Here is a 24,789-nt window from a genome sequence, read left to right as displayed (position 1 = left end):
GTGCGGCTGCCCGCCCCCCGCGTTCATGTGACGCCCGGCCGCCTCATCCGCCCTGCGCCTCCCGCGCCGCCCGGATCGTGGCCCGGTGGGCCGAGTCCAGGTACTCGTCGATGCGGGTGATCCGGCCGTCCTCGACGCGTACGTACATGGCGGCGTGCAGGGTCACGGGGGCGCCGCCGGGCAATGTGCCGTGCAGGACGTGCTGTTGGAGTGCGCCGTCGTCGAAGTGGGCGCGGCGGACGATCTCGTAGTGGAGGTCGGTGACCGTGCGGTGCAGGCCGCGCAGGACCTTGAGGTTGTCCTCGACGGACTGTTCCACGAGGTCGTCGTTGTGCCAGATGACCGCGTGCGGCGCGTACAGCGCGCGCACGGTGTCGATGTCGCCGGCTTCGATGGCGGCGAGGAATCGGTCGATGAGGCCGTCGAACCGCTCCGCTGTGGGCTGGTCGATGCGCTGGGTGTTCATGTTCATGGGCGCTCCTCTGGAGGGGTGAGCGGTGGTTCCGTGCCGGGCGGTGGGTCAGCGGGCGGGGCGTCTGCCGCGCAGCTCGCGTTTGAGGACCTTGCCGGTCGTCGTGCGGGGCAGTTCGGAGGTGAGCTCCACGCTGCGGGGGCACTTGAAGTGGGCCAGGTGTTCGCGGGTGAAGGCGATGATCTCCTCCGCCGTCGGCGCCCGGCCCTCGGCCGGTACGACGACGGCGTGCACCGCCTCGCCCCAGCGTGCGTCGGGGCGGCCGACGACCGCGGCCTCCGCGATGCCGGGGTGGCGCGCGAGGACCGCCTCGACCTCGGCGGGGTAGACGTTCTCCTCGCCGGTGATGATCATGTCGGTGGCCCGGTCCAGGATGGTCAGGTAGCGGTCGGCGTCGAGGCGGGCGATGTCGCCGGTGCGGTACCAGCCGTCGTCGGTGAGGGCCTCGGCCGTGGTGTCCGGGGCGTTCCAGTAGCCGTGGAACAGGCAGTCGCCGCGGATCAGGAGTTCGCCCGCGTCGCCTGTGGGCACCGGCCGTCCCCCGGGGTCGACGATCGCCACCTCCCAGCCGAAGGAGATCCGCCCGGCCGTGGCCAGGTGCGGGTTGTCCGGCTGGTGGTCCTCGGGGGCCAGCAGGCTGATCATGCTCTGGCTCTCCGTGTTGCCGTAGATCTGCCGGAACCGGCAGCCGAAGGTGGCGAGGGCCGCCTCCAGCGAGTTCGGGGTGATGGGTGCGGAACCGTAGGCGATCTCCACCAGGCTCGACAGGTCGGGCGCGGGGTCACGGTCTCGTACCTCGGCCACCAGCATGTCGACGATGGACGGTCCTGCCGTGAAGAACTGGACGCGCTCGCGCTCGACCGTGTCGATCGCCTCCGCCGGGCGGAACGCCGTGGGCACCACCAACGTGCCCGCTGTGAGGAACACTTGGAGGGCCTGGCCGAGTCCGCCCAGGTGGAACAGCGGCATCAGTTGCAGGTGGCGCGCCCCCGCGACCTGGTCCCCGATCTCCAGGGCGAAGGCGGCGACGCTGGTGATGAGGGCCCCGTGGCGCAGCGGCACCGCCTTGGGCCTGCCGGTGGTACCGCTGCTGTGGACGAGGGCCATCACGGCGTCGGTTCGCAGCCGCTCGACCGGGCGGGGCGGCGCGGGGGCGTCGAGGGTGTCGCCGTCGTGCCATCCCCCGGGGAGCGGGCCGCCGCCGATGCGGACGCGGAGGGCGAGGTCGTGCGGCGCGGTGAACTCTGCGTCGGCGGCCACCGCGACCGGCTGGAGGAGGTCGAAGAGGTCCTTCAACTCCCCTGGCGATAGGCGCCAGTTGATGAGTGCCGGGATCGCGCCGGCCCGCATCAGCGCGAAGCAGTGGACGAAGAAGTCCGCGCTGTTGCGCGCGATCACCCCGACCACGTCCCCGGGCGCGATGCCCGCCCGCGCCCAGCCACCCGCCCGTCGTTCCACCGCCTCGAGCAGCTCGGCGTAGGTGAGTCGGGTGCCCCGGTCGTCGATCAGTGCGGGGATGTCCGGGCGGGTGGTGGCCCGCCATTCCAGGACATGGATCCAGCTCTGCATCCGTGCGCCTCCGTCCGTCTCCATCCGGCTCCGTGCGGGTACGTCCGTGGTGTCACGGGGTGCGCTGCGCCACCCAGTTCGCGATCAGGTCCGCCGCCACGGACCGGGTGTCGTCCGGCTCCTGGAGATAGTGGTCGGACTTCACGGTTTCGAGGCGCTTGTCCGTCGCGGCGAGATGCCGGAAGAGCGCGTCCGCGTCGCTGTCGTACACGCAGGCGTCGGCCGTGGCATGCACCACGAGGGACGGCACGGTGATCCGGGCCAGGTGCGGGGCGGCGATGCACTGCGAGGTGCGCAGGCTCCACATGGACAGCCAGGTGCGGAGCGTGGACTGCTTGCCGATGCCGAACACGCCGTAGTTGGCACGGGCCGGCTCGCCCAGATAGCACCAGTTGGGGCGGCGGTCCGACGGCTCGATGGCCGGGTCGATCATCCGCAGGTCGGCCCAGGTGCGGTGGAGCTGGAACAGCTCGTCGCGGGCGCGGGTGCCGCGCAGCTCGTCGAGCCGTTCGAGCGCCCAGTCGGTGATCCGCTCGTTGCGGGCCCGCTGCGCCGCCCGGTAGCGCCGCTGGAACTCGTCGTCGTACGGGGCCGGATTGCGCGGGTCGAAGGGGTCGAGGTCGGGGTCCACGGAGAGGGCGTCGGTCTCGTCCGTGACCGAGGGGTCCATCCAGTTCGTGAGCACCTCCGGCCGCCCGGAGTGCGCGGCGAGGGCCACGAACAGGTCGCCGGCGTCGAGGTGTTGGATCGCCTCGACGGGCCGGGCGCCGGCGGTGGGCAGCACGTTCGGCTCGACCGCCTGCGACTGGTAGGCCGCCATCAGCGAGCCGCCGCCGGAGTTGCCGAGGAGGACGACGCGTTCGACGCCCGCGACCTCCTTCAGCCAGCGCACGCCGACGCCGATCTCCGCCAGCGCGTGGTCGAGGAGGAAGTACGGCTCGTTGCCGCGGAAGCGGGTGTTCCAGCCGAGGAAGCCGTAGCCACGCTCGGCGAGATGGGACGCCAAGTAGTGCTCGGAGAAGTCCACGTTGTAGTGGGTGGCGATGAACGCCGTGGTCGGCCGGTGCCCCTTGGGATGGTGGTAGATGCCCTGGCAGGGATGACCTCCGGCCCCCGCCCGTCCCACCAGTGGGGATGCCGACCCGACGAATTCCCTGGCGATTTCCTGCACTGCGCTGCCTCCTCTGACGAGAACGGCTGACCGGTCCGGCTGCCCGGGAGCGGGTGACCACGCACCCCCGAACGCCTGGTGCGTCGGAACCCTAGCGCAGTTCTGAATCTGAGTTTAGATTCAGAACAGGATTCACCGGCCGACGACAGGAGGTCCGGCACATGACATGGCGGAACCCGAAGTACGAGCTGGGCGGGGTCAACCATCTCGCCCTGGTGTGCGCGGACATGGAGCGCACGGTGGACTTCTACACACGCGTCCTCGGCATGCGCCTGATCAAGACGATCGAGTTCCCGGGCGGCGCCGGACAGCACTTCTTCTTCGACATGGGCGGCGGCAACGCGCTGGCGTTCTTCTGGTTCGCGGACGCGCCCGACGCGGTGCCGGGGGTGTCCCGTCCGGTGACCGTGCCCGGCATCGGCGAGTGGACCTCGGCGGTCGGCACCATGAACCACGTCGCGATCAACGTGCCCGAGGAGCGGTTCCTGGAGTACCGCGCCAAACTCAAGGAGGACGGCGTCCGGGTCAGCCCGGTCATCGACCACGACGACAGCGAGGACGGGTACGCCGAGAAGCTGCACGACGGCGTCTTCGTGCGGTCCTTCTACTTCCAGGACCCGGACGGCATCCTGCTCGAATTCGCCTGCTGGCGAAGGGAGATGGACGCGCCCGGCGACGTCGCCCACACCCCGAAGACCGCGGCCGACCGGGTCTCCCCGGCCACCGCCGGCTGACGCCGTGCCGTCCTGGCAGCACGTACTGGACTGGCGCGCCGCGCACGACGCCGACCGGGTCGCGCTCAGCGACGACCGGGGAGGCGAGCTGAGCTACGCGGGCCTCGCGGACGCGGTGGAGCGCGAGGCGGCGCGGTTCGCTGCGGCCGGGGTGACACCGGGCGACGTGGTCCCGCTGCTCGCGCACAACCGGGTGGAGTGGGCCGTGGCACTCTTCGGCCTGCTCCGGGCGGGAGCGCTGCCCGCGCCGGTGAACTGGCGGCTGGCGGCGCCTGAGGTCGCGGTGCTGCTGGGGATGGTGAAACCCCGTCATGTCGTGGCGGACGAGGCATCCGCCCAACTCGTCGACGTCGGGGGCGGGTTAGACGGCACCGTCCTCCCGCTCACACCCGACACCCCCGCCGCCGCGACACCCGCCCCCGTACGCCCGCACGAGCGCATGCGGGCCGACTCCCCCTGCGCGCTGCTGCACACCAGTGGCACGACCGGCCGGCCCAAACTGGTGCCGGTCACCCACGAGATGCTGACCTCGGCCGCCACCTTCATGTCCCTGGAGGTGCCGGAGGCCGTGCCGGGCGCCCGGCATCTGAGCGCCCTTCCGCTGTTCCACGTCGCAGGGCTCGTGAATCTGGGCTACGCCCTGTTCACCGGCGGTCATCTGCATCTCATGGACGGCTTCGCGGCGTCCCGGTTCGTGGACGAGCTGTCCGCCCGGCGCGTCCAACTCACCCAGCTCGTACCGACGTTGGTCGACGCGGTGACGTCGGAGGTCGCCTCGCGCCGCACACCGCCGGACCTGTCCGCGCTCGTCGAGGTGGTGTACGGGGCGTCGGCCATCAGGCCGGATGTGCTGGAGCGAGCCGTCGCCACGCTGGGCTGCCGGTTCCGGCAGGCGTACGCGAGCACCGAGACGGGGCCGCTGCCGATCAGCTCGCTCGCGCCCGCCGACCACGACGTGTCCCGCGGGCGCCTCGCCACGGCGGGCCGCCCCTCGCTGGGCTGGGAGATCCGGCTCGGCGAGCACGGCGAGATCCAGGTGCGCGGCGCGGCCCCCTTCCCCGGCTACTGGAACGATCCGGAGGCCACCCGCCAAGTACTCACCCCCGACGGCTTCTACCGCACAGGCGACATCGGGACGTTCGACGACGAGGGCTACCTCACGCTGGTCGACCGGCTCAAGGACATGATCGTGTCCGGCGGCGAGAACGTGTATCCGGCGGAGGTGGAGGCGGTGCTCGCGGCGCACCCCGCGGTGCGTGAGGTCGCGGTCATCGGCGTTCCGCATCCACGCTGGGGCGAGACCGTGCACGCCGTCCTCGTCCCCGCCGACACGGAGCGGGAGTTCACGCCCGAGCCGTTCCTCGGCTGGGCGCGGGAGCGGCTCGCCCACTTCAAGACACCGACCGGCATCACGGTGGCCACACACCTGCCGCGCAACGCCACGGGAAAGGTGCTCAAGGGACCTCTGCGCGAACCGTTCTGGGCCGGACACACGCGCCGGGTCTCGTAGTGCCTGCCGGACCGGCCCCGCACCCCGTCGTGCCTGGTGCGGGGCCGGTCCGGATAGCATCGCGGCGTCGAGAGGGGGAGTCCGCAGCATGAGGAGACACACCGTCAGGCCCGCGCGCAAGGCGACGACCGCGGCCCGGCCGGGCGCCGAGCGGACGGCCAAGGCGACCCGGAAGGGGCGCGAGACCGACGAGGCGTTCCGCGCCGCGGCCCGGACCGTGTTCGCCAGGGACGGCTATCTCAACGCGCGGATCAGCGACATCGCGGCCGAGGCCGGCAAGTCCGTGGCGTCGTTCTACAACTACTACGACACCAAGGCCGACCTCCTCGCGGCGCTCGCCGAGGACTTCCACCACGAGGCCTCCGAGCTCACGAAGCGGCCCTACCGCGCGGGCCTCGCGCCCCAGGAGGCGCTGCGCGAGGCGGTGGCCGCGTTCTGGCACACGTACCGCAGGCACCGCGGCGAACTCGTCGGGGTGTTCCAGGCGTCGATGCTGGAGGAGGAGTTCCGTGACCGGTGGCTGGCGATCCGCGCCGAGGGCACCGGGATGATCGCGGCCGAGATCCGGCGGGCGCAGCAGGACGGGTACTGCCCGGGGGCCGACCCCGAGCTGACGGCGTCGGCCCTTTCGGCGATGCTGGAGCACTCCTGCTACATCTGGATGGGACACGGCGAGGGCGGCACCGCGCCGGACGAGGAGAGCCCCATCGACGCGCTCGCGACGATCTGGGTCAAGTCCATCTACTGGCGCCCGTAAGAACGTCCGCAACACCAGGGACTTCTGGAACACCAGGGACTTCCGGAACACCAGGGACTTCTGGAACACCGGGGACGCCTTCAGCCGCGCACCACCCCGATCAGTTCGCTCACGGTGCGCGCCATCGCCTCGCGTGCCACCCCGAGGTACTTGCGCGAGTCGACCGCTTCCGGGTGGGCGGTGAGGAACTCGCGGATGGCGGTGGTCATCGCGATGTTCAGGGCCGTGCCCACGTTGACCTTGGCGATGCCGCCGCGGACGGCCGCCGCCAACTCGTCGTCGGGCACGCCGGACGAGCCGTGCAGCACCAGCGGTACATCGAGGCCGTCGGAGAGCCTCTTCAGCAGGTCGTGGTCGAGCGTGGCCGTACGGGTGGTCATCGCGTGCGAGGAGCCGACGGCGACGGCGAGCGCGTCGACGCCCGTGTCGGTGACGTAGGCGCGGGCCTCGCCGGGGTCGGTGCGGGCGCCGGGCGCGTGCGCGTCGAGGGGCGCCGCCCCGTCCTTGCCGCCGACCTGGCCCAGCTCGGCCTCCACCCACAGGCCGTTGGCGTGGCCCCAGTCGGCGGCGGCGCGGGTGGCGGCGAGGTTCTCGTCGTAGGGCAGCCGCGCGGCGTCGTACATCACCGAGCCGAACCCGGCGTCGGCGGCCTGCCGCAGCAGGTCGTCGCTCTGTACGTGGTCCAGGTGCAGGCCGACGTCGACGCGCGCCCCCTCGGCTGCGGCGACCGCGGCGCGGGCCAGCGGCAGGAGGCGGCCGTAGCGGTAGCGCACGGCGTTCTCGCTGATCTGGAGGATGACGGGGGCGTCCGCCGCCTCGGCGCCGGCGATCACCGCCTCGACGTGTTCGAGGGTGATCACGTTGAACGCGGCCACGGCGCCGTGCCGGTCCGCCGCCGCGCCCACGAGGGTTCCCGTTGCTGCGAGGGGCACTGCCCCTCCCTTCTCAAGAGCCTTGCGGGACGGGTCAGTTGGCGTCGAGGATCACCGAGCGGGTGAGGTGGCGCGGGCGGTCCGGGTCGAGTTCGCGGCGGGCGGCCACGGCGACCGCGAGGCGCTGGGCGCGGACGAGTTCGGCCAGCGGGTCGAGGCGGCCCTCGATCCAGAGCGCGCCGGTCGCGGCGACCTGATCGGCCAGGCCTTCGGGGGCCTCGCCGAGCATCCATGTGGCGGTGCCGGAGGTGGTGACGCTGATGGGGCCGTGCCGGTACTCCATCGCCGGGTACGCCTCGGTCCAGGACAGGGACGCCTCGCGCATCTTCAGCGCCGCCTCGTTGGCGAGGCCGACGGTCCAGCCGCGCCCCAGGAACGTGAACTGGCCGCAGTCCACGAGGCCTTCGGGCAACGGCTCGGCCAGCGCCGTGCGCGCGTCGGCGACCGCCTGCTCGGAGTGCAGGCCGAGGTGCGCGCGGAGCAGTGTGAGGGCGGTGGTGGCGAAGCGGGTCTGGACGACCGACTGCTCGTCGGCGAAGTCGAGGACGACCAGGTCGTCGGCGGCGTCCGCGATGGGCGTCGCCGGGTCGCCGGTGATCGCCGTGGTGCGGGACCTGCCGCGGTGGGCGGCGAGGAGGTCGAGGACCTCGGTGGTGGTGCCGGACCGGGTCAGCGCGATCACGTGGTCGTAGGTCCGGCCGGAGGGGAATTCCGAGGCGGCGAACGCGTCGGTCTCGCCCTGACCGGCCTGCTCGCGCAGCGCCGCGGCGGCCTGCGCCATGAACCAGGAGGTGCCGCAGCCGACGATCGCGACCCGCTCCCCCGCGGCGGGCAGCGCCGCCTTGTGCCTGGTGGCGAGCCCCGCGGCCCGCGTCCAGCACTCCGGCTGGCTCTTCAGCTCGCTCTCGACGTGGCTTTCCTTCTGGTTGCTGCTCATGCCGTGCCCCCACTCCGCGGTTGGTCACGCCTCTGGGGCGCGCTCATTGAATGCGTGTTCCTGCAAGATATAGCCAGCTTTCGCGCACAATCAAGCATTAGTGCGCATGGCAGTTAAGGTCGTGCCACCGAACCGAACGAGGAGTTGGAGCCGCCGATGTCCCGCGACGCCCGCTGGAAGTCCCTCCTGGAACTGCTCGTCGAGCGCGGGCGCCTGGACGTGGAGGACGCGGCGAGCGAACTCGGCGTCTCCGCCGCGACCATCCGCCGTGACTTCGACGGACTCGCCGAGCAGCAGATGCTGGTGCGCACGCGCGGCGGCGCGGTCGTGCACGGCGTCAGCTACGAACTCCCGTTGCGCTACAAGTCCGCGCTCGGGGCCGCCGAGAAGCAGCGCATCGCCAAGGCCGTCGCGGAACTGCTCACCCCGGGCGAGGCGGTCGGCCTCACCGGCGGCACGACCACGACGGAGGTGGCGCGGGCGCTCGCCGTGCGACCCGACCTCTCCTCAGGCACACCCGCGCTGACGATCGTCACGAACGCGCTCAACATCGCCAACGAGCTCGCGGTGCGGCCCCAGTTCAAGATCGTGCTCACCGGCGGGGTCGCGCGCCCGCAGTCGTACGAGTTGATCGGCCCGCTCGCCGACGGGGTGCTCGGCCAGGTCACCCTCGACACGGCGGTGCTGGGCGTCGTCGGCCTCGACGTCACGCACGGCGCGTCCGCGCACGACGAGGCGGAGGCGGCGATCAACCGGATGCTGTGCGAGCGTGCAGAGCGCGTGGTGGTCGCGGCCGACTCCAGCAAGCTGGGCCACCGGGCGTTCGCACGGATCTGCGACGTGGCGCAGGTGGACATCCTCGTCACGGACACGGCGGCGGACAAGGCGGCACTGGGGCGGTTCGAGGAGGCAGGGGTGCGGGTGCTCACCGTGTGACCTACACACACTTACGGGCGACCCCCTTGTTCGGTCACGGAGTCCCGCTCTAACCTGACTTTGTGCCACTACTAAACAAACTCGGGTCCGTCAGCGCCGACGACCCGCGCGCCGCGTCCCTGGCCCGGCTGCGCCTGGCCATCACCGCGTTCTTCGCGCTCGACGGCTTCGTCTTCGCCGGGTGGGTGGTGCGCATCCCCGCCGTCAAGGAGCAGACCGGGGCCTCCGCGAGCGCCCTCGGCCTCGCGCTGCTCGGCGTCTCGGCCGGCGCCGTCGTCACGATGATGCTGACCGGACGCCTTTGCCGGCGCTTCGGCTCGCACGCGGTGACCGTCGCATGCGGGGTGCTGCTCCCGCTGACCGTGATCCTGCCGCCGCTCACCCACTCACCTCTCGCGCTCGGGCTCGTGCTCCTGGCGTTCGGGGCGGCGTACGGCGGCATCAACGTGGCGATGAACAGCGCCGCCGTCGACTTCGTCGGCGCCCTTGGCAGGCCGATCATGCCCAGCTTCCACGCCGCGTTCAGCCTCGGCGGCATGGTCGGTTCGGGCCTCGGCGGCCTGGTCGCGGCGCACCTGTCCCCCACCAAGCACCTGATCGGGATCGCCGCGCTCGGCCTCGTCGTCACCGCGTGCGCCGCCCCGACACTCCTGCGGCACCCGGCGCCGGGGCCCGTGGACCGTACGCCCGCGACCGCGAACCCCGGCGAGCGGACGCGCCCCCGCATCGACAGCCGCACCCGCCTCCTCGTCCTGGTCTTCGGCCTCATCGCGCTGTGCACGGCGTACGGCGAGGGGGCGCTGGCCGACTGGAGCGCGCTGCACATGGAGCAGGACCTGCACGCACACCCCGGCGTCGCGGCCGCCAGCTACTCGTGCTTCGCGTTCGCCATGACGATCGGCCGGCTCACCGGTACCGCGCTGCTCGAACGGCTCGGCAGGACCCGGACGCTGGTGGCCGGCGGCCTGACCGGCGCGTTCGGCATGCTGCTCGGCTCGCTCGCGCCCACCGTGTGGCTCGCGCTGCTCGGCTTCGCGATCACCGGGATCGGCCTCGCGAACCTCTTCCCCGTCGCGATCGAACGGGCCGGGGCGCTCGCCGGACCCACGGGCGTCGCCGCCGCGTCCACGCTCGGCTACGGCGGCATGCTGCTCGGCCCGCCCGCGATCGGCTTCATGGCGGACTGGTTCTCGCTGTCCACGGCCCTGACGAGCGTGGCGGTGCTCGCCGCCGTGGCGGCCACGATCGGCTTCGCGACGCGGCGGGTGGCGACGACGTGACCGCGGGGCACCCCGTGACCGCGTGATCAATTGACTTGCGTACGCGGCCACTTCAGGCGGCAGACTCTGCTTATGCAGATTGCCGAACACATTCGAATCGTGGACGCCGAGGGCCAGTTGCTGGCCACGGCCGCCGAGGAGGCGGGCGTCGACGCCAAGGTGGCGACGTGCCCCGGCTGGCAGGTGCGCGATCTTCTACGACACCAGGGCGCGGTCCACCGCTGGGCGACCTCGTACGTGGCGGAGGGGCTGCAGGAGCGCCGCCCCCTGGAGGACCGTTCCGACCTGGACGGCGAGGCGCTTCTCGACTGGTACCGCGAGGGCCACCGCCGCCTCGTCGACACGCTCACGGCCGCGCGGCCCGACGTGGACTGCTGGGCCTTCCTCCCGGCCCCCTCGCCGCTGGCGTTCTGGGCCCGCCGTCAGGCGCACGAGACGGCGGTGCACCGCGTGGACGCACAGTCGGCCGTGAACCGGGCCACGCACGAGGAACCCGACCCGATCACACCGGAGTTCGCCGTCGACGGCATCGACGAACTGCTCATCGGCTTCCACGCCCGAAAGCGCAGCCGGGTCCGCTCGGACGTGCCCCGAACCCTGCGCGTGCGCGCCACCGACGCCGGCGCGGACGCCGTGTGGACGGTACGCATCACGCAGGACCCGCCGGCCGTCGAGCGCGGCTCTGCGGGCGAGGCGGAGTGCGAACTGTCCGGCCCCGCGGCGCGCCTGTACCTGGCGCTGTGGAACCGGCTGCCGTTCCCCGACGTGAGCGGGGACCGCGCGCTGGCCGCGTTCTGGCGGGAGAACTCGGGGATCTGAGGTCACCGGACCGGCTGATGCCGCGCTGCCCCGTCCCGGCGGGAACGGCGCTGCGCCAGTCGTCCGACGACCGCCGCCGCCACACCGAGCACGAGGGCGATGCCGCCGCCGACGACGCCGTTGCCGGTGCCGGGCCCGCCGTCGGCGAGGGCCAGATTCAGCACGCCGATCACCACGGCGACCAGTCCGGCCGCCTGCGCCACGAGGGCGTACCTGCGGTCGGCCCGGGCGAGCGCCAGGGCGGCGAGGATCACGCCGACGAGTCCGAGCAGCGCGGCGGACGTGGCCCACACACGGTCGGCGGTGAGGGCGGTGGAGTCGACCTCGGCCGCCCGCGCCGAGGCGAGCGCCGACCGCACTGACATCAGGCCTGACATGGGATTCTCCTTCGTCATCGCTGTGTTGAGAGTTGACGCTTCGAGCATGTCGCCGGTGCGCGGCGGCGTCGTCCAGCAGCGGCGGACTCTTCGGGCTGCGTCCGCCGCCGCAGTCCGCTACCGCGTCCGCGGTACTTCCGCCCCCGCTGCCACCGCCGCGGTAGCGGGCGGATCGTCCGCGCGCAGGGTCCGGGCGGGGCACCCTGTGGCTAGATTGCGCGCATGGGCACAGAACGGTTCGCTGTACGGGCGGGCGTCAGGGACGCGGCGATCGCGGGCTGCGTCGCGGCCATGCTGCTCGCCGCCGCACTCTCCGGCGACCGGCCCGATTCGCGGCTCGAACTCCTGGGCTGCGTCCTGCTGTTGACCGGCGGCCTCGCGCTCTTCGCGCGGCGCCGGGCCCCGGTCGCCGTCCTCGCGGTGACCGGCCTGACCGCGGTCGGCTACCAGGCTACTGGCGTCGACGTACCGGTCGTGGCCTATCTGTTCGCGGTGTACGCCGCGGTGCGCGAGGGCCACCGGGCGAGCACGGCGGTGGCATCCGTGGCCGTCCTGGCGACGCTCCCCCTCGCATATTTGGTGTCACCGCACGGCACGTCGGTCGGTGACGCGTTCTCGCACTCGCGCGGCGCCCTCGAACTCGGCTGGCTCGTCGCGGCCGCCGCCGCCGGGGAAGCGCTGCGGCAGGCGGAGCGGCGGGCGGACGAGGCGGAGCGCACGCGGGAGGAGACCGCGCGGCGGCGTGCCGACGAGGAACGGCTGCGGATCGCACGGGAGTTGCACGATTCGCTGACCCACCAGATCTCGATCGTGAAGCTGCAGGCCGAGGTCGCCGTCCATGTGGCGCTCAAGCGCGGCGAGCAGGTGCCGGAGCCCCTCCTCGCGATCCAGGAGGCGGGCCGGGAGTCGAGCCGGGAGCTGCGGGCGACCCTGGAGGCACTGCGGGACGACGACACACGTCCCCCGCACACCCTGGACGACATACCAGAGCTGGTGAAGCGGGCCGGCAGCGGTGGCCTGGAGACGAGCCTGACGGTCGAGGGCCGCCCGCTCGATGTGCCGGCCGCCGTCCAGCGCACCGCCTACCGGATCGTCCAGGAGGCACTGACGAACGTCGCCCGGCACGCCGCCGCCCGCACCGCGCAGGTCACCGTCGACCACCGCACGGACGCCCTCGTCCTGCGCGTCGAAGACGACGGCCGGGCCTCCCCCGACGCCGCCCCGCTGCCCGGGATCGGCCTGCTCGGCATGCGGGAACGTGTCACCGCACTCGGCGGCACCCTACGGGCGGAGCCCCGCGCCGACGGCGGCTTCCGCGTCCAGGCCGAACTCCCCGTGGAGCGCACACCATGAGCCATCGACACACCATCAGCGGGAGCAGACCATGAGCGCGGCACCGGGCCCGATCCGCGTCCTCCTCGTCGACGACCAGCCGCTCATCCGCAGCGGGTTCCGCGCGCTCCTCGACCTGGAGGACGACATCGAGGTGGTGGCCGAGGCCGCCGACGGCGAGGAGGGCCTGGAGCTCACCCGGCGGCACCTGCCCGACATCGTGCTCATCGACATCCGGATGCCGGTCGTCGACGGCATCGAGGCGACCCGCCGTATCGCCGCGGACCCGGCGCTCGACCAGGTGCACGTCGTCGTCCTCACCAACTACGGCCTGGACGAGTACGTCTTCGACGCGCTGCGGGCGGGCGCCGCGGGCTTTCTGGTGAAGGACATCGTGCCGCAGGACCTCCTGCACGCGGTCCGGGTCGCGGCGCGCGGCGACGCGCTGCTCGCGCCCTCGATCACCCGCAAGCTGATCGACCGGTACGTCACCCAGCCCCCGCACCCGGGCCCGGCGAAGGGCCTCGACGAGCTGACGAACCGGGAGCGCGAGGCCGTCGTCCTGGTCGCCCACGGGCTCTCCAACGACGAGATCGCCGCCCGCATGGTGATCACACCGCTGACCGCGAAGACGCACATCAACCGGGCCATGTCCAAGCTCCGCGCCCGCGACCGCGCCCACCTCGTGGTGTTCGCCTACGAATCCGGCCTGGTCGCCCCGCGGAGTCCCTCGTGAGCCGCCGCCCTCAGCCCAGCCACCCCGGCCGCACGAGCCCCGACTCGTAGGCGAGGACGACCAGTTGGGCGCGGTCGCGGGCGCCCAGTTTCACCATCGCGCGGCTCACATGGGTCTTCGCGGTGAGCGGGCTGACGACGAGGCGGCGGGCGATCTCGTCGTTGGACAGGCCGATGCCGACGAGCGCCATCACCTCCCGCTCCCGCTCGGTCAGTTCGGCGAGCGGCGCCGCGGCCGCGGGCTCCTTCGAGCGGGCTGCGAACTCGGCGATCAGGCGCCGGGTGACGCCCGGTGAGAGCAGTGCGTCGCCGTGCACCACGGCCCGCACCGCGCGCAGCAGCTCGTCCGGCTCGGTGTCCTTGACGAGGAACCCGGAGGCCCCGGAGCGGATGGCCTCGAAGACGTACTCGTCGAGTTCGAAGGTGGTGAGCATGACCACCTTCACCGCCTCCAGGTCCGGGTCCTCGCCGATCCTGCGGGTCGCCGCGAGGCCGTCGAGCAGCGGCATCCTGATGTCCATGAGCACGACGTCGGGCCGCAGTTCGCGCACCAGGCGCACCGCTTCCTCGCCGTCCGCCGCCTCGCCCGCGACCTCGATGTCGCGCTGCGCGTCGAGCAGCGCCCTGAACCCGGCGCGGACGAGCGACTGATCGTCTGCGAGCAGTACGCGGATCACTTCGGGGCCTCCCGGTGCGTGGCGGTGAAGGGGAGCCGCGCGACGACCCGGAAGCCTCCGTCGGGGCGCGGGCCCGCCTCGATCGTGCCACCGAGGGCCGCGGCGCGCTCGCGCATTCCGGCGAGCCCGTTGCCGCTGCCGCCCGCGTCGGCGTGGGTCGCGGGTCCTTCGTCGTCGACGGTGAGTGTCATCGCGGCGTCCTCGTACGCCAGTTGTACGCGCGCGTGGCGTGAGCCCGAGTGCCGTACGACGTTGGTGAGTGCCTCCTGCACGATGCGGAAGGCGGCGAGGTCGGCGCCCGGTGGCAGCGCGGCCCGCGGCCCGTCGGTGGTGACGTCGACGGTGAGGCCCGCGCCCGCCGCCTGCTCCACGAGTTCCGGGAGGCGGTCGAGGCCGGGCGCGGGGGCGCGGGGCGCCTCGCCGGGGGTCCGGAGGGTGTCGAGGACCTGCCGCACCTCTCCCAGCGCCTCCTTGCTCGCGCTCTTGATGGTGGTCAGCGCGGTGCGCGCCTGCTCCGGATCGGTGTCGAGCAGGGCGAGTCCGACGCCCGCCTGCACGTTGATCACGGAGATCGAGTGGGCGAGCACGTCGTGCAGTTCGCGGGCGATGCGCAGGCGTTCCTCGTCGGCCCGCCGCCGGGCCGCCTTCTCCCGCTCCACGCGCGCGTGCTCCCACTGTTCGCGCCGCACCCGCGCCAGTTCGGCGATCGCCGTCACGGCGAGCACCCAGGCCGCGACGATGCCCTCCTGCCCCCACGGGGCGGGTCCGTCGCCCGAGGGCGGCAGGTACGCGTACAGCCAGTGCCCGATGAGCAGGTGCCCCGCCCACAGCATCCCGGCGGCCGCCCACGCGGCCCATCTGCGCCCCGCCACGATCGCGGAGAAGCACGCCATGGCCACCAGCAGGAACACCGGTCCGTACGGATATCCGGCCCCCAGGTACACGGTCACGCACGCCGTCGTGCCGAACGCGACGAGGACGGGGTGGCGCTGCCGCCACAGGAGCAGGACGCCCCCGGCGAGCATCAGCAGCCGCGCGAACACGTCCAGGTCGGCACGCTCGCCCGCCTGCCCGTGCGCGGCGAAGTTCGTCCCCACGAGCACGAACGCGGTGACGAGCAGCGTGGAGCGCCACGGCAACCGCCGCTCGCTCCCGGCGGGCCCGTGCCCCCACCGCTCGCGCAGCCATGGTGGCCCGCCCCACTGCCGGGGCGGGCCACCGTCGCGTACGTGCTGCTCGTCCATGCCGCCACGCTAAGCGCCGGGGCCGGTCCCGGGCGTCCGCCGTGCGAGGTGATCACACGTACTTCCGCGGGAGTACGGCTGCACGAGGTGTACGACGGTGCGGGGGGGTGCGGCTACGCCGGGAGCCCGACGTCCCGGGCGAGTCGCGACACGGCGTGGGCGAAGAAGGCCGAGCGGTCCTCGACGACGCGGTTGAACTGGCCGAACAGCTCGAAGCCGACGAGCCCGAACAGCTGCGCCCACGCGGCGACCAGCGCGGCCACCACCTCCGGCGGCAGATCGGGCGCGAGGTCCGCGGCCATCCGCCCGGCCTCGGCCCGCAGCCCCTCGGAGAGCGGGGGCGGTGTCACGCCGCCGCCCTGGTGGGCGTCGCGGACGATCCCGATGAGCAGCTGTCCGACGCGCGCGGCGGCCTGGACCGTGCTGTCCGGAGCCGTGTAGCCGGGCACGGGCGACCCGTAGATGAGCGCGTACTCGTGCGGGTACGCCAGGGCCCAGTCCCGCACCGCGCCGCACACCGCGCTCCAGCGCTCGGTGGCCGGCGAGGTCCGCACGAAGCCGACGTCGGCGTGCTCGGCGGCCGCGCCCAGCGCGTCGTAGGCGTCGATGATGAGCGCGGTCAGCAGGTCGTCGCGGCTGGGGAAATAGCGGTACAGGGCCGAGGAGACCATGCCGAGTTCGCGGGCCACGGCGCGCAGCGAGAGCTTGGCCGCGCCGCCCTCGGCGAGCTGTCTGCGCGCCTCGTCCTTGATCGCCGCGGTGACCTCCTGCCGGGCGCGGGCGCGGGCACCTTGAGCGGCACTGGCGGTTCGTGGGGGTGTGCTACGGCTCGTACTCATGGTGGGAGTGTTCCACGAATACGGAGCGGCGCACACATTGCGGTGCGCTGCTCAAAAAAGAGAGCACTGCTCTTGATGTGGATCACCAAAGCGATGCACACTGCTCTCAAGCGAGAGCACCGCTCACACTTTCCTGGAGGACCTCATGTCCACATCCACGCACGTCCAGAAGCCCGGCTGGTTCACCGTGAACGTCATGAACCGGGCCGTGGCGTGGATGACCCGCCGGGGCCTCAGCGTGTGGGGCTCCCGCGTCCTCGCCGTCCGGGGCCGCAAGAGCGGCGAGTGGCGCACCACTCCGGTCAACCTCATGACCGTGGACGGCCAGGACTACCTCGTGGCCCCGCGCGGCCACGTCCAGTGGACCCACAACATGCGGGCCGCGGGCGGCGGGGAGCTGCGCCTGGGCAAGAAGGCCGACACCTTCACCGCGACCGAGGTCGCGGACGACGACAAGCCGGCCCTGCTGCGCGCCTACCTCAAGCGCTGGAAAGCCGAGGTCGGCGTGTTCTTCAACGGGGTGGGGCCCGACTCCCCCGACGCCGAACTGCGCCGGATCGCGCCGGACCACCCGGTCTTCCGCATCACCTTCAAGTGACCGTCAGCGGTCGAGCCGGGACAGCGCCCGCCCCGCCACCGGATGCGTGCGCACCAGCTCGCCGAGGGAGGACGAGCCCCGCGTGATCCTCGCGAACGCGTTCCACGCGGGGCGCACCGTGGTGAGCGCTGCGTGCAGCAGCCCCGGCTTGCGCTCGAAGACCGACAGCATGCTCTTGCCCACGGACATCTCCACGCCGAGTCCGGCCTTGACGGCGAACGCGTAGTTCAGCGCCTGGCGCCGCGCGTCCACCGCGTCGTGCGCCTCGGCGACGCGCACCGCCCACTCCCCCGCGAGCCGCCCCGACCGCAGCGCGAACGAGATGCCCTCCCGGGTCCACGGCTCCAGGAGCCCCGCCGCGTCCCCGCACACCAGGACCCGGCCGCGCGAGAGCGGCGAGTCGTCGGCGCGGCAGCGCGTCAGGTGCCCGGACGAGATGGACGGTTCGAAGCCCGCGAGCCCGAGCCGCGCGATGAAGTCCTCCAAGTACCGCTTGGTGGCGGCCCCTTCGCCCTTCGCGGAGATCACCCCGACGGTGAGGGTGTCGCCCTTCGGGAACACCCATCCGTAACTGCCGGGAATCGGCCCCCAGTCGATGAGGACCCGCCCCTGCCAGTCCTCGGCGACGCTCTGCGGGACCGGGATCTCCGCCTCCAGGCCGAGGTCGACCTGGTCCATCTCCACGCCGACGTGCGCGCCGATCCGGCTCGCGCTGCCGTCGGCGCCGACCACGGCCCGCGCCAGGACCGTCTCGCCGCCCTGCAGGCCGACCGCGACGGTGCGCCGGTCGGGCACCGCGCTGCCGTGCTGCTCGACGCTGGTCACCGTGACACCGGTGCGCAGCTCGGCGCCCGCCTTCTGCGCGTGCTCGACGAGCTGGGCGTCGAACTCGGGCCGGTTGATGAGCCCGAACAGCATCTTCTTGGAGCGCCGGGTGCGGGCGTACCGGCCGTTCAGGGAGAACGTCACCGCGTTGATCCGGTCCTTGAACGGCAGCACGAAGCCGGGCGGCAGCGCGTCCCGCGAAGGGCCGATGATGCCGCCGCCGCACGTCTTGTAGCGCGGCAGTTCGGCCTTCTCCAGGAGCAGCACGCTACGCCCCGCGCTCGCGGCCGCATACGCGGCGGAGGCGCCGGCCGGGCCCGCGCCCACGACGACGACGTCCCACACACTCCCGGAGGGCCCGCCGTCGCCCGTCTCGTTGCCGTCAGTGCCGTCCGTCGCCGGATTCTCGCTGCTCACGATGGTCTGCTGCTCCCGTTTCGGCCATCTTGGAATGCCTGCCGCACCTGTCCCAGGCATCCTACGGCGGGCGGTGCGCGAGCCCCCTGTGGGAGGATCTTGCGCACACCCTGCACAACGTCGCACCCACGAGGAGCGTGCCCATGTCGCCGCATCCGATTGCCGAAACCGTCGCCTCGCTCATGCCGAAGGCGAAGGCGGAGCTGACCGAACTGGTCGCCTTCAAGTCGGTGGCGGACTTCGAGCAGTACCCGAGGAGCGAGAGCGAGGGCGCCGCCAACTGGGTCGCCGACGCGCTGCGCACCGAGGGTTTCCAGGATGTCGCGCTGCTCGACACCCCGGACGGCACGCAGTCGGTGTACGGGTTCCTGCCGGGCTCCGCGGGCGCGCCGACGGTGCTGCTGTACGCGCACTACGACGTGCAGCCGACGCTGGACGAGGCGGCGTGGGTGACGCCCCCGTTCGAGCTGACGGAGCGGGAGGACGGCCGCTGGTACGGGCGCGGCTCGGCCGACTGCAAGGGCGGCGTGCTCCTCCACCTGCTGGCGATCCGCGCCCTGAAGGCGAACGGCGGGGTGCCGGTCAACGTCAAGGTGATCGCGGAGGGTTCCGAGGAGCAGGGCACGGGCGGCCTGGAGCGCTACGCCGAGCAGCACCCGGAGCTGCTGACCGCCGACACGATCGTGATCGGCGACGCGGGCAACTTCCGTGTCGGCCTGCCCACCGCGACGGCGACGCTGCGCGGCATGACCCTGGTCCGCGTCGAGATGGCCACGCTCGAAGGCAACCTGCACTCCGGCCAGTTCGGCGGCGCCGCCCCGGACGCGCTCGGCGCCCTGATCCGCGTCCTGGACTCGCTGCGCGCCGAGGACGGCTCGACGACCGTCGACGGCCTGGAGCCGACGGAGGCCTGGACCGGGCTCCAGTACGACGAGGACACGTTCCGGGGTGACGCGAAGGTGCTCGACGGAGTCGACCTGATCGGCTCCGGCACGGTCGCCGACCGCATCTGGGCGCGCCCCGCCGTCACCGTCCTCGGCATCGACTGCCCGCCCGTCGTCGGCGCCACGCCGTCCGTGCAGGCGGGCGCCCGCGCGCTGATCAGCCTGCGCGTCCCGCCGGGCACCGACGCCTCGGAGGCCACGAAGCTCCTGATGGCGCACATCGAGGCGCACACCCCGTGGGGCGCCCGGGTGAAGGTCGAACAGGTCGGCCAGGGCCAGCCGTTCCGCGCGAACACCGCGAGCCCGGCGTACGCGGCGATGGCCGACGCCATGAAGCAGGCGTACGACGGCCAGGAGATGAGCTACGCGGGCCAGGGCGGTTCCATCCCGCTGTGCAACACGCTCGCCTCGCTCTACCCGGAGGCGGAGATCCTCCTCATCGGCCTGAGCGAGCCGGAGGCCCAGATCCACGCGGTCAACGAGTCGGTGTCCCCCGAGGAGCTGGAGCGCCTCTCGGTGGCCGAGGCCCTCTTCCTGCAGAAGTACGCGACCTCCAACTGACGCCGCTCCGGGGCGGATCTGCCCTGGGCCAAGTCGTACGACGTCGTGCCCGCGCCCCTCGTACGGTCGCGGGCATGACGACCTACGCACCCACCGACGTCATCGACCTCACGCCCCGGCTGCGCATGCTGCGCTTCCCGGTGGGCCAGGCCTATCTCTGGCGCGACGGCGCCGAGCTGACCCTCGTCGACGCGGGCGCCCCCGGCGCGGCGCAGCCGATCGCGGACGCCGTACGGGACTGGGGGCACGACCCCGGCGACGTACGGCGGATCGTGCTCACGCACTTCCATGAGGACCATGCGGGCGGCGCCGGGGAGTTCGCGCGGCTGAGCGGGGCCGAGGTGTCCGCGCACCGCCTGGACGCGCCGTACGTGCGTGGCGAGACCACGGGCCCCGTCCCGGCCTATGAGGACTGGGAACGCCCGCTGCACGCCCAGGCGCTCACCCTGCTCCCGCCGCCTCCCACCGAACCTGTGCTCCCTTACTACGTAAGGGAGTTGGAAGACGGTGACACGCTGGGCTTCGGCGGCGGGGCGCGTGTGATCGGGGCGCCCGGTCACACCGACGGCTCGATCGGGATCCATCTCCCGGCGCACGGCGTGCTGTTCACGGGCGACGCGATCGCGGTGTCACTGCTCGACGGGCAGGTGATGCTCGGCGTGTTCAACCTGGACAAGGAACGGGCCGTCGCCTCGTACCGGCGGCTCGCCGCGCTCGACAGCGAGGTGGCGTGCTTCGGGCACGGCGACCCGGTGGTGGGCGGGGCGGGCGCCGCGCTGCGGGCGGCGGTGGCGCGCGCTCACCCCACCGGGACCCCGGCCTCCAAGTAGTGGGCGGCGCCGCGTTCGCGCGCCCTGAGGGCCCAGCGCAGCCGCTCGAAGCGCACGGGCGGCAGCAGCACGGCCGCCTCGCTCTCGGTCACGAAGCGCCAGGCGCGCAGTTCGGGCCCCGGCAGCAGCACTTCGCGGGCCCGCGCGCCCGCGAGCCGGCCGCCGTCGAAGAGCAGGCGCAGGCCGCCGTAGCCGGGCGGCACGGGCGACTCCCAGTCGACGACCAGGAGCCGCGGCACATCGTCGAGTTGGATGCCCGTCTCCTCCGCCACCTCGCGCACGCCCGCGCGCGCGGGCGCCTCACCGGCCTCGACGACACCGCCGGGAAACTCCCAGCCCGGTTTGTACGTGGGGTCGACGAGCAGCACCCGGTCCGCGTCGTCGAAGAGCAGCACGCCCGCCGCGACCGTCTCGGCGGTCGGCTCGGGCGTCTGCACGATGTCGCAGGACGGCGCGTCCCCGGTGCGCAGGGCGGCGGCTATCCGCAGCGCGGTCTCGTACGGGGACAGGGCGCCATTGTCGACCGGGTAGGCGTCGGCGGTGAGCCAGCCGGCGAGCGCGGCCCGGTACGGCTCGATGTCGGCGGGGGCATCACCGGCGGGGTCACGGGCGCGCAGGATCGTTTCCCCTGGAGCAAGGAGCACATGGCACACAGGAATCCGCCGGGCCGCGAGCCCACCGAAGACCTCGTCGCGGTACTCCTGGCGGAGCAGTCCCATCGGCACCACGAGCACACCGCCCAGCTCGGCGTGGAGCGCGGCGGCCGTGTCGACGACGAGGCGCCGCCAGATCGGCAGGTCCTGATGGGCGCTCACTTCGGCAAGGCGCTTCGCGGGCAGCAGGCGCTCCAGCTCGTCGTCGATCACCTCGGGGTCGAAGAGTGTGCTGTCGGGGATCAGGTCGATCAACTCCCGCGCCGCGGTGGTCTTCCCCGCGCGGGACGCCCCGTTGATCCAGACGATCACGGTTCCCCCTCATCCATCGGCCCCCTGTGGCTTGCCCGCAACACCCTGCCACGGAAACCAGCCGCTGATGAGGGGATCGGTGTATATGCCAGCGGCCTCGCGGGGCGCCGTGGGACCCCACGTACGACGCCCGCCCGCCGCCCAGGGAAGTCGCGGCAGGCGGGCTCTTCGTACCAGGCGGTCGCACGCCATGACACCGCCCGAGCGACTCCGGGTATCGGGGGGAGCCCCGGAGCCGCGCGCGGGAGACCGCCGGCCGGATGACGCCCACCGCTGCCCGACGGTCGGCGACCGGCCCTGATCATGGCCTCCCGCACTTTCTGCGAGCCAGTCAAGCGCGCCGCGACGCGGGGCGACACCGTGTGTGCGCGTCCGGTGACGGTGCGGAGTTCACACGGGGTGTGCACCGAACACACGGGCAGCACCCAGAGCCGAACACCTCTGGACGTCAAGCGATTTCGGGGTTATTCACCCCTTCAAGTGACGTAAGCCGCTTGGGAATCGTTACGCCACCACAACGTGGGAATCCTGCGGCTAGCGTGACCGACCAGGCACCCAGGACCCCGGTGACCTCGTTCCGCCCGCCCGGTACCCCGGTACCGCCTTCGGACCCGGCCGGGCACACGACCCGGGGGGCCAGATGCTACAAAGCGGGCAACAGGACTGCGCTTTCGGCGTTTTCGGAGCCATCGACATCACGTCCGCACCGGGGGACGACGTCCCCACACCCAGGCTCCGCACCGTCGGGGACTGCGTCGTGATCGAACTAGTCGGCGAGATCGACATCCTGACGTTCCACCGGATCTCCCCGATCCTCAACTCCGTGGCCGCGGGGCCCTACCGCGTGGTGGTCGTCGACCTGACCGGCACCACGTTCTTCGACTGCTCCGGCCTCAGACTCCTGGAGCGCGCCGCGAACAGGGCCGCCGAGCACGACGGCCGCCTCACCGTGGTCTGCCGCCACCGCCTCACGCTCCGCCTCATCGCACTGGGCGGCCTGAGCGGACTCCTCGCCCCGGCCTGGACGGTGGGCGAGGCGGTACGCAGGGACCGGCAGCTGCCCGGATAGCGGCGGCCGCAGGGACGGGGCCGGCGGCCCGGCCCGGCCCGGCCGGGCCGGGTCGCCGAGGCGCCGACCGCCTCACACCGCCTGCCGGCGCACCCCGTTCACACCCGGGCCCACGCGCAGCGCGGCGGCCGCCGCGCCCACGAGACCGGCGTCCGTGCCCGTCGACGCCGGGACCACCGTGAGGCCCTGCACGAAGGAGAGCGTGGCGTAGTCGCGCAGCGCGCGGCGCAGTGGCGTGAACAGGAGTTCGCCGGACTTCGCCACGCCGCCGCCGATCACCGCGATGTCGATCTCCACGAGCGTCGCCGTGGCGGCGATGCCCGCCGCGAGGGCCTGCGCCGCGCGCTCGAAGGAGGCGATCGCCACCGGGTCTCCGGCGCGGGCCGACCGGGCCACCGCGGCGGCCGTGGCGTCGCCGTCGGACCCTGGCTGCCAGCCCTCGGCGAGGGCACGGCGGGCGATGTTGGGGCCACTGGCGATGCGCTCGACACAGCCGCGCGCTCCGCACGGGCAGGGGTCGCCGTCGAGGTCGACGCTGATGTGGCCGATGTGCCCCGCGTTGCCCGTGGGGCCGGGGTGCAGCTCGCCGCCCAGGATCAGTCCGCCGCCGACGCCGGTCGACACGACCATGCACAGCGCGTTGTCGTGCCCCTGGGCCGCGCCCTGCCAGTGCTCGGCGGCCGTGATCGCCACGCCGTCGCCGATCAGCTCGACGGGCAGCTCACCTGTCACCGCGCGCACCCGGTCGACCAGCGGGAACCCGCGCCAGCCCGGCACGTTGACCGGACTGACCGTGCCCCGCGAGCGGTCCACGGGCCCGGCGCTGCCGATGCCCACGGCGCGCACCCGGGGCCATGCGGCGTCGGCCGTCAGTTCGCGGAGGACCTCCGCCACCGCGCCCATCACCGTGTCGCCGTCCTCCTGCGCGGGGGTGGGCCGCTGCGCGCGGACGAGGAGGTGGCCCCGGTCGTCCACAAGGGCACCGGCGATCTTGGTGCCGCCGATGTCGAGCGCGGCGACGAGGTCCATGTGCATCAGTGTCAGTTCCCCCGGAACGGCAGGTCGGATGGGCGGCTGCGAGTGGGCAACCGATCAGTGGTGGACAGTCTCTCCCGCATCTGACAACGTTGTCCAGGCCCTATGCTCGACGCCACACGCCGGGACGACAGGACAGGACAGCGCACAGTGGACCGTACCGCCCGCCGCACCGAGAACCGCTACGGCAACCGACCCACGATGAAGGACGTCGCGGCGCGGGCCGGGGTCGGCCTGAAGACGGTCTCCCGCGTCGTCAACGCGGAGCCGGGTGTCACCGAGGACACCGAGCGCCGCGTACAGGAGGCGATCGCCGCGCTCGGCTTCCGGCGCAACGACAGCGCGCGCGTCCTGCGCAAGGGACGTACGGCGAGCATCGGGCTCGTCCTGGAGGATCTGGCGGACCCGTTCTACGGGCCGCTCAGCCGCGCCGTCGAGGAGGTCGCCCGGGCGCACGGGGCGCTGCTGATCAACGGGTCGAGTGCCGAGGACCCGGAGCGGGAGCAGGAGCTGGTCCTCGCACTGTGCGCGCGGCGCGTGGACGGGCTCGTCGTGATCCCCGCGGGCTCCGACCACCAGTACCTGGCGCCGGAGATCGCGGCCGGTGTCGCGACGGTCTTCGTGGACCGGCCCGCCGGGAAGATCGACGCGGACGTGGTGCTGTCCGACAACTTCGGCGGCGCGCGCGACGGCGTCGCCCACCTCATCGCCCGCGGCCACCGCCGGATCGGCTTCATCGGCGACCAGCCCCGCATCCACACGGCGGTCGAGCGGGTGCGCGGGTACCGGGCGGCCATGGAGGAGGCCGGGCTCGCCGTCGACGACCGGTGGGTGTCGCTCGGCGTCACCGAACCGGAGCGGGTGCGGCGCGCGGCCGAGGAGATGCTCACGGGGCCCGACCCGGTCACGGCGATCTTCTCGGGCAACAACCGCGTGACGGTCACGGCCGTCCGGGTCCTGTCCGAACTCGAACGCCCGGTGGCCCTGGTCGGCTTCGACGACATCGAGCTGGGCGACCTGCTGAAGCCCGGCGTAACGGTGGTGTCGCAGGACGCGGCGCAGCTGGGCCGCACGGCGGCGGACCGCCTCTTCCTGCAACTGGACGGCGCGGCGCTGCCGCCGGAGCGCATAGAACTGCCGACGCGGCTGATCCAGCGCGGCTCGGGGGAGCTGCCGCCGGCGGACTGAGCGGGTGCCGTCGCCCGGTGTCGAACCCTGCACGCG

25 protein-coding genes are annotated in these 24,789 nt (G+C 72.9%); 13 read left to right on the top strand and 12 right to left on the bottom strand.

Annotated features, from left to right (window positions below; all coding sequences use genetic code 11):
• Window positions 1–43: 43 nt before the first annotated feature.
• From ACFV9W_RS25540 to ACFV9W_RS25530, 3 genes are read right to left on the bottom strand one after another with little or no spacing between them, the layout of a single operon-like run.
• Window positions 44–472, bottom strand: a complete 429-nt coding sequence (locus ACFV9W_RS25540; RefSeq protein WP_385764797.1) for a nuclear transport factor 2 family protein — start codon at window positions 470–472, stop codon at window positions 44–46.
• Between the two features lie 48 nt (window positions 473–520).
• A complete protein-coding gene (locus ACFV9W_RS25535; RefSeq protein ID WP_385764795.1) occupies window positions 521–2,065 on the bottom strand; it encodes a class I adenylate-forming enzyme family protein in 1,545 nt (514 codons plus the stop codon).
• 28 nt (window positions 2,066–2,093) lie between these two features.
• Window positions 2,094–3,212 (bottom strand): hypothetical protein, encoded by a 1,119-nt coding sequence (locus ACFV9W_RS25530; protein WP_385764793.1) that lies wholly within the window; start codon window positions 3,210–3,212, stop codon window positions 2,094–2,096.
• Between the two features lie 161 nt (window positions 3,213–3,373).
• Here ACFV9W_RS25530 and ACFV9W_RS25525 point away from each other — a divergent pair, with 161 nt between their 5' ends.
• From ACFV9W_RS25525 to ACFV9W_RS25515, 3 genes are all read left to right on the top strand, one after another.
• Window positions 3,374–3,946: a VOC family protein gene (locus tag ACFV9W_RS25525; RefSeq protein ID WP_385764791.1), complete on the top strand. Its 573-nt coding sequence runs from the start codon at window positions 3,374–3,376 to the stop codon at window positions 3,944–3,946.
• A gap of 4 nt (window positions 3,947–3,950) precedes the next feature.
• A complete protein-coding gene (locus ACFV9W_RS25520; RefSeq protein ID WP_385764789.1) occupies window positions 3,951–5,456 on the top strand; it encodes a class I adenylate-forming enzyme family protein in 1,506 nt (501 codons plus the stop codon).
• Between the two features lie 88 nt (window positions 5,457–5,544).
• Window positions 5,545–6,213 carry a TetR/AcrR family transcriptional regulator gene (locus ACFV9W_RS25515; protein WP_385764787.1) on the top strand — a complete coding sequence of 223 codons (669 nt, stop codon included), beginning with the start codon at window positions 5,545–5,547 and terminating at the stop codon, window positions 6,211–6,213.
• An 80-nt stretch (window positions 6,214–6,293) separates the two neighbouring features.
• Here ACFV9W_RS25515 and ACFV9W_RS25510 read toward each other — a convergent pair whose 3' ends face one another.
• Both ACFV9W_RS25510 and ACFV9W_RS25505 read right to left on the bottom strand, forming a co-directional pair.
• Window positions 6,294–7,145, bottom strand: coding sequence for a ketose-bisphosphate aldolase (locus ACFV9W_RS25510; RefSeq protein WP_385764785.1), 852 nt, complete (start codon window positions 7,143–7,145; stop codon window positions 6,294–6,296).
• Window positions 7,146–7,179: 34 nt separating this feature from the next.
• Window positions 7,180–8,082, bottom strand: a complete 903-nt coding sequence (locus ACFV9W_RS25505) for an SIS domain-containing protein (protein WP_385764783.1) — start codon at window positions 8,080–8,082, stop codon at window positions 7,180–7,182.
• 156 nt (window positions 8,083–8,238) lie between these two features.
• Here ACFV9W_RS25505 and ACFV9W_RS25500 point away from each other — a divergent pair, with 156 nt between their 5' ends.
• From ACFV9W_RS25500 to ACFV9W_RS25490, 3 genes are all read left to right on the top strand, one after another.
• Complete coding sequence (locus tag ACFV9W_RS25500) at window positions 8,239–9,018, top strand: DeoR/GlpR family DNA-binding transcription regulator (protein WP_385764781.1); 780 nt, start codon at window positions 8,239–8,241, stop codon at window positions 9,016–9,018.
• 62 nt (window positions 9,019–9,080) lie between these two features.
• On the top strand, window positions 9,081–10,298 hold the full coding sequence (locus tag ACFV9W_RS25495) for an MFS transporter (RefSeq protein ID WP_385764779.1): 1,218 nt from the start codon (window positions 9,081–9,083) through the stop codon (window positions 10,296–10,298).
• Window positions 10,299–10,370: 72 nt separating this feature from the next.
• A complete protein-coding gene (locus tag ACFV9W_RS25490; protein WP_385764777.1) occupies window positions 10,371–11,117 on the top strand; it encodes a maleylpyruvate isomerase family mycothiol-dependent enzyme in 747 nt (248 codons plus the stop codon).
• Between the two features lie 2 nt (window positions 11,118–11,119).
• On the opposite strand, the gene ACFV9W_RS25485 is transcribed toward ACFV9W_RS25490, so the two are convergent.
• Window positions 11,120–11,494: a DUF6223 family protein gene (locus ACFV9W_RS25485; protein WP_385764775.1), complete on the bottom strand. Its 375-nt coding sequence runs from the start codon at window positions 11,492–11,494 to the stop codon at window positions 11,120–11,122.
• 222 nt (window positions 11,495–11,716) lie between these two features.
• Between ACFV9W_RS25485 and ACFV9W_RS25480 the strand changes: the two genes are divergently transcribed.
• Window positions 11,717–12,847: a sensor histidine kinase gene (locus ACFV9W_RS25480; RefSeq protein ID WP_385764773.1), complete on the top strand. Its 1,131-nt coding sequence runs from the start codon at window positions 11,717–11,719 to the stop codon at window positions 12,845–12,847.
• A 31-nt stretch (window positions 12,848–12,878) separates the two neighbouring features.
• Window positions 12,879–13,562, top strand: a complete 684-nt coding sequence (locus tag ACFV9W_RS25475) for a response regulator (RefSeq protein WP_385764771.1) — start codon at window positions 12,879–12,881, stop codon at window positions 13,560–13,562.
• A 10-nt stretch (window positions 13,563–13,572) separates the two neighbouring features.
• Here the strand turns inward: ACFV9W_RS25475 and ACFV9W_RS25470 are convergent, their stop codons facing one another.
• From ACFV9W_RS25470 to ACFV9W_RS25460, 3 genes are all read right to left on the bottom strand, one after another.
• Window positions 13,573–14,238, bottom strand: a complete 666-nt coding sequence (locus tag ACFV9W_RS25470) for a response regulator (protein ID WP_385764769.1) — start codon at window positions 14,236–14,238, stop codon at window positions 13,573–13,575.
• On the bottom strand, window positions 14,235–15,482 hold the full coding sequence (locus ACFV9W_RS25465; protein WP_385764767.1) for a sensor histidine kinase: 1,248 nt from the start codon (window positions 15,480–15,482) through the stop codon (window positions 14,235–14,237). Before ACFV9W_RS25465 ends, ACFV9W_RS25470 begins: the two co-directional genes overlap by 4 nt.
• Window positions 15,483–15,595: 113 nt before the next feature.
• On the bottom strand, window positions 15,596–16,321 hold the full coding sequence (locus ACFV9W_RS25460; RefSeq protein ID WP_385764765.1) for a TetR/AcrR family transcriptional regulator: 726 nt from the start codon (window positions 16,319–16,321) through the stop codon (window positions 15,596–15,598).
• 145 nt (window positions 16,322–16,466) lie between these two features.
• Here ACFV9W_RS25460 and ACFV9W_RS25455 point away from each other — a divergent pair, with 145 nt between their 5' ends.
• Window positions 16,467–16,919, top strand: coding sequence for a nitroreductase family deazaflavin-dependent oxidoreductase (locus tag ACFV9W_RS25455; protein WP_385764763.1), 453 nt, complete (start codon window positions 16,467–16,469; stop codon window positions 16,917–16,919).
• Between the two features lie 3 nt (window positions 16,920–16,922).
• Here the strand turns inward: ACFV9W_RS25455 and ACFV9W_RS25450 are convergent, their stop codons facing one another.
• Window positions 16,923–18,161, bottom strand: coding sequence for a geranylgeranyl reductase family protein (locus ACFV9W_RS25450; RefSeq protein WP_385764761.1), 1,239 nt, complete (start codon window positions 18,159–18,161; stop codon window positions 16,923–16,925).
• A gap of 143 nt (window positions 18,162–18,304) precedes the next feature.
• Here ACFV9W_RS25450 and ACFV9W_RS25445 point away from each other — a divergent pair, with 143 nt between their 5' ends.
• Complete coding sequence (locus ACFV9W_RS25445; protein WP_385764759.1) at window positions 18,305–19,666, top strand: dipeptidase; 1,362 nt, start codon at window positions 18,305–18,307, stop codon at window positions 19,664–19,666.
• A 74-nt stretch (window positions 19,667–19,740) separates the two neighbouring features.
• The gene (locus tag ACFV9W_RS25440; protein ID WP_385764757.1) at window positions 19,741–20,496 is read left to right on the top strand and encodes an MBL fold metallo-hydrolase; all 756 of its coding nucleotides are present in this window, start codon (window positions 19,741–19,743) and stop codon (window positions 20,494–20,496) included.
• Here the strand turns inward: ACFV9W_RS25440 and ACFV9W_RS25435 are convergent.
• The gene (locus ACFV9W_RS25435) at window positions 20,466–21,461 is read right to left on the bottom strand and encodes an NUDIX domain-containing protein (protein ID WP_385764755.1); all 996 of its coding nucleotides are present in this window, start codon (window positions 21,459–21,461) and stop codon (window positions 20,466–20,468) included. The genes ACFV9W_RS25440 and ACFV9W_RS25435 overlap by 31 nt on opposite strands.
• A gap of 640 nt (window positions 21,462–22,101) precedes the next feature.
• Here ACFV9W_RS25435 and ACFV9W_RS25430 point away from each other — a divergent pair.
• Entirely contained in the window at window positions 22,102–22,530 is a 429-nt protein-coding gene (locus ACFV9W_RS25430) for an STAS domain-containing protein (protein ID WP_385764753.1), read from the top strand.
• A 72-nt stretch (window positions 22,531–22,602) separates the two neighbouring features.
• Here the strand turns inward: ACFV9W_RS25430 and ACFV9W_RS25425 are convergent, their stop codons facing one another.
• Window positions 22,603–23,565: an ROK family protein gene (locus tag ACFV9W_RS25425; protein WP_385764751.1), complete on the bottom strand. Its 963-nt coding sequence runs from the start codon at window positions 23,563–23,565 to the stop codon at window positions 22,603–22,605.
• Window positions 23,566–23,670: 105 nt separating this feature from the next.
• On the opposite strand from ACFV9W_RS25425, the gene ACFV9W_RS25420 reads away from it, so the two are divergent.
• The gene (locus ACFV9W_RS25420; RefSeq protein ID WP_385764748.1) at window positions 23,671–24,753 is read left to right on the top strand and encodes a LacI family DNA-binding transcriptional regulator; all 1,083 of its coding nucleotides are present in this window, start codon (window positions 23,671–23,673) and stop codon (window positions 24,751–24,753) included.
• Window positions 24,754–24,789 lie beyond the last annotated feature (36 nt).

This window comes from Streptomyces sp. NPDC059897 (assembly GCF_042730865.1).
In the GTDB taxonomy this organism is placed as follows: domain Bacteria; phylum Actinomycetota; class Actinomycetes; order Streptomycetales; family Streptomycetaceae; genus Streptomyces.
This window is presented reverse-complemented; position numbering and strand designations above follow the sequence as displayed.

Coding starts and splice junctions, on each gene's coding strand:
- ACFV9W_RS25540 (WP_385764797.1), bottom strand. CDS start 472: ATGAACATGAACACCCAGCGCATCGACCAGCCCACAGCGGAGCGGTTC.
- ACFV9W_RS25535 (WP_385764795.1), bottom strand. CDS start 2,065: ATGGAGACGGACGGAGGCGCACGGATGCAGAGCTGGATCCATGTCCTG.
- ACFV9W_RS25525 (WP_385764791.1), top strand. CDS start 3,374: ATGACATGGCGGAACCCGAAGTACGAGCTGGGCGGGGTCAACCATCTC.
- ACFV9W_RS25515 (WP_385764787.1), top strand. CDS start 5,545: ATGAGGAGACACACCGTCAGGCCCGCGCGCAAGGCGACGACCGCGGCC.
- ACFV9W_RS25505 (WP_385764783.1), bottom strand. CDS start 8,082: ATGAGCAGCAACCAGAAGGAAAGCCACGTCGAGAGCGAGCTGAAGAGC.
- ACFV9W_RS25500 (WP_385764781.1), top strand. CDS start 8,239: ATGTCCCGCGACGCCCGCTGGAAGTCCCTCCTGGAACTGCTCGTCGAG.
- ACFV9W_RS25490 (WP_385764777.1), top strand. CDS start 10,371: ATGCAGATTGCCGAACACATTCGAATCGTGGACGCCGAGGGCCAGTTG.
- ACFV9W_RS25485 (WP_385764775.1), bottom strand. CDS start 11,494: ATGTCAGGCCTGATGTCAGTGCGGTCGGCGCTCGCCTCGGCGCGGGCG.
- ACFV9W_RS25480 (WP_385764773.1), top strand. CDS start 11,717: ATGGGCACAGAACGGTTCGCTGTACGGGCGGGCGTCAGGGACGCGGCG.
- ACFV9W_RS25475 (WP_385764771.1), top strand. CDS start 12,879: ATGAGCGCGGCACCGGGCCCGATCCGCGTCCTCCTCGTCGACGACCAG.
- ACFV9W_RS25465 (WP_385764767.1), bottom strand. CDS start 15,482: ATGGACGAGCAGCACGTACGCGACGGTGGCCCGCCCCGGCAGTGGGGC.
- ACFV9W_RS25460 (WP_385764765.1), bottom strand. CDS start 16,321: ATGAGTACGAGCCGTAGCACACCCCCACGAACCGCCAGTGCCGCTCAA.
- ACFV9W_RS25455 (WP_385764763.1), top strand. CDS start 16,467: ATGTCCACATCCACGCACGTCCAGAAGCCCGGCTGGTTCACCGTGAAC.
- ACFV9W_RS25445 (WP_385764759.1), top strand. CDS start 18,305: ATGTCGCCGCATCCGATTGCCGAAACCGTCGCCTCGCTCATGCCGAAG.
- ACFV9W_RS25440 (WP_385764757.1), top strand. CDS start 19,741: ATGACGACCTACGCACCCACCGACGTCATCGACCTCACGCCCCGGCTG.
- ACFV9W_RS25430 (WP_385764753.1), top strand. CDS start 22,102: ATGCTACAAAGCGGGCAACAGGACTGCGCTTTCGGCGTTTTCGGAGCC.
- ACFV9W_RS25425 (WP_385764751.1), bottom strand. CDS start 23,565: ATGCACATGGACCTCGTCGCCGCGCTCGACATCGGCGGCACCAAGATC.
- ACFV9W_RS25420 (WP_385764748.1), top strand. CDS start 23,671: ATGCTCGACGCCACACGCCGGGACGACAGGACAGGACAGCGCACAGTG.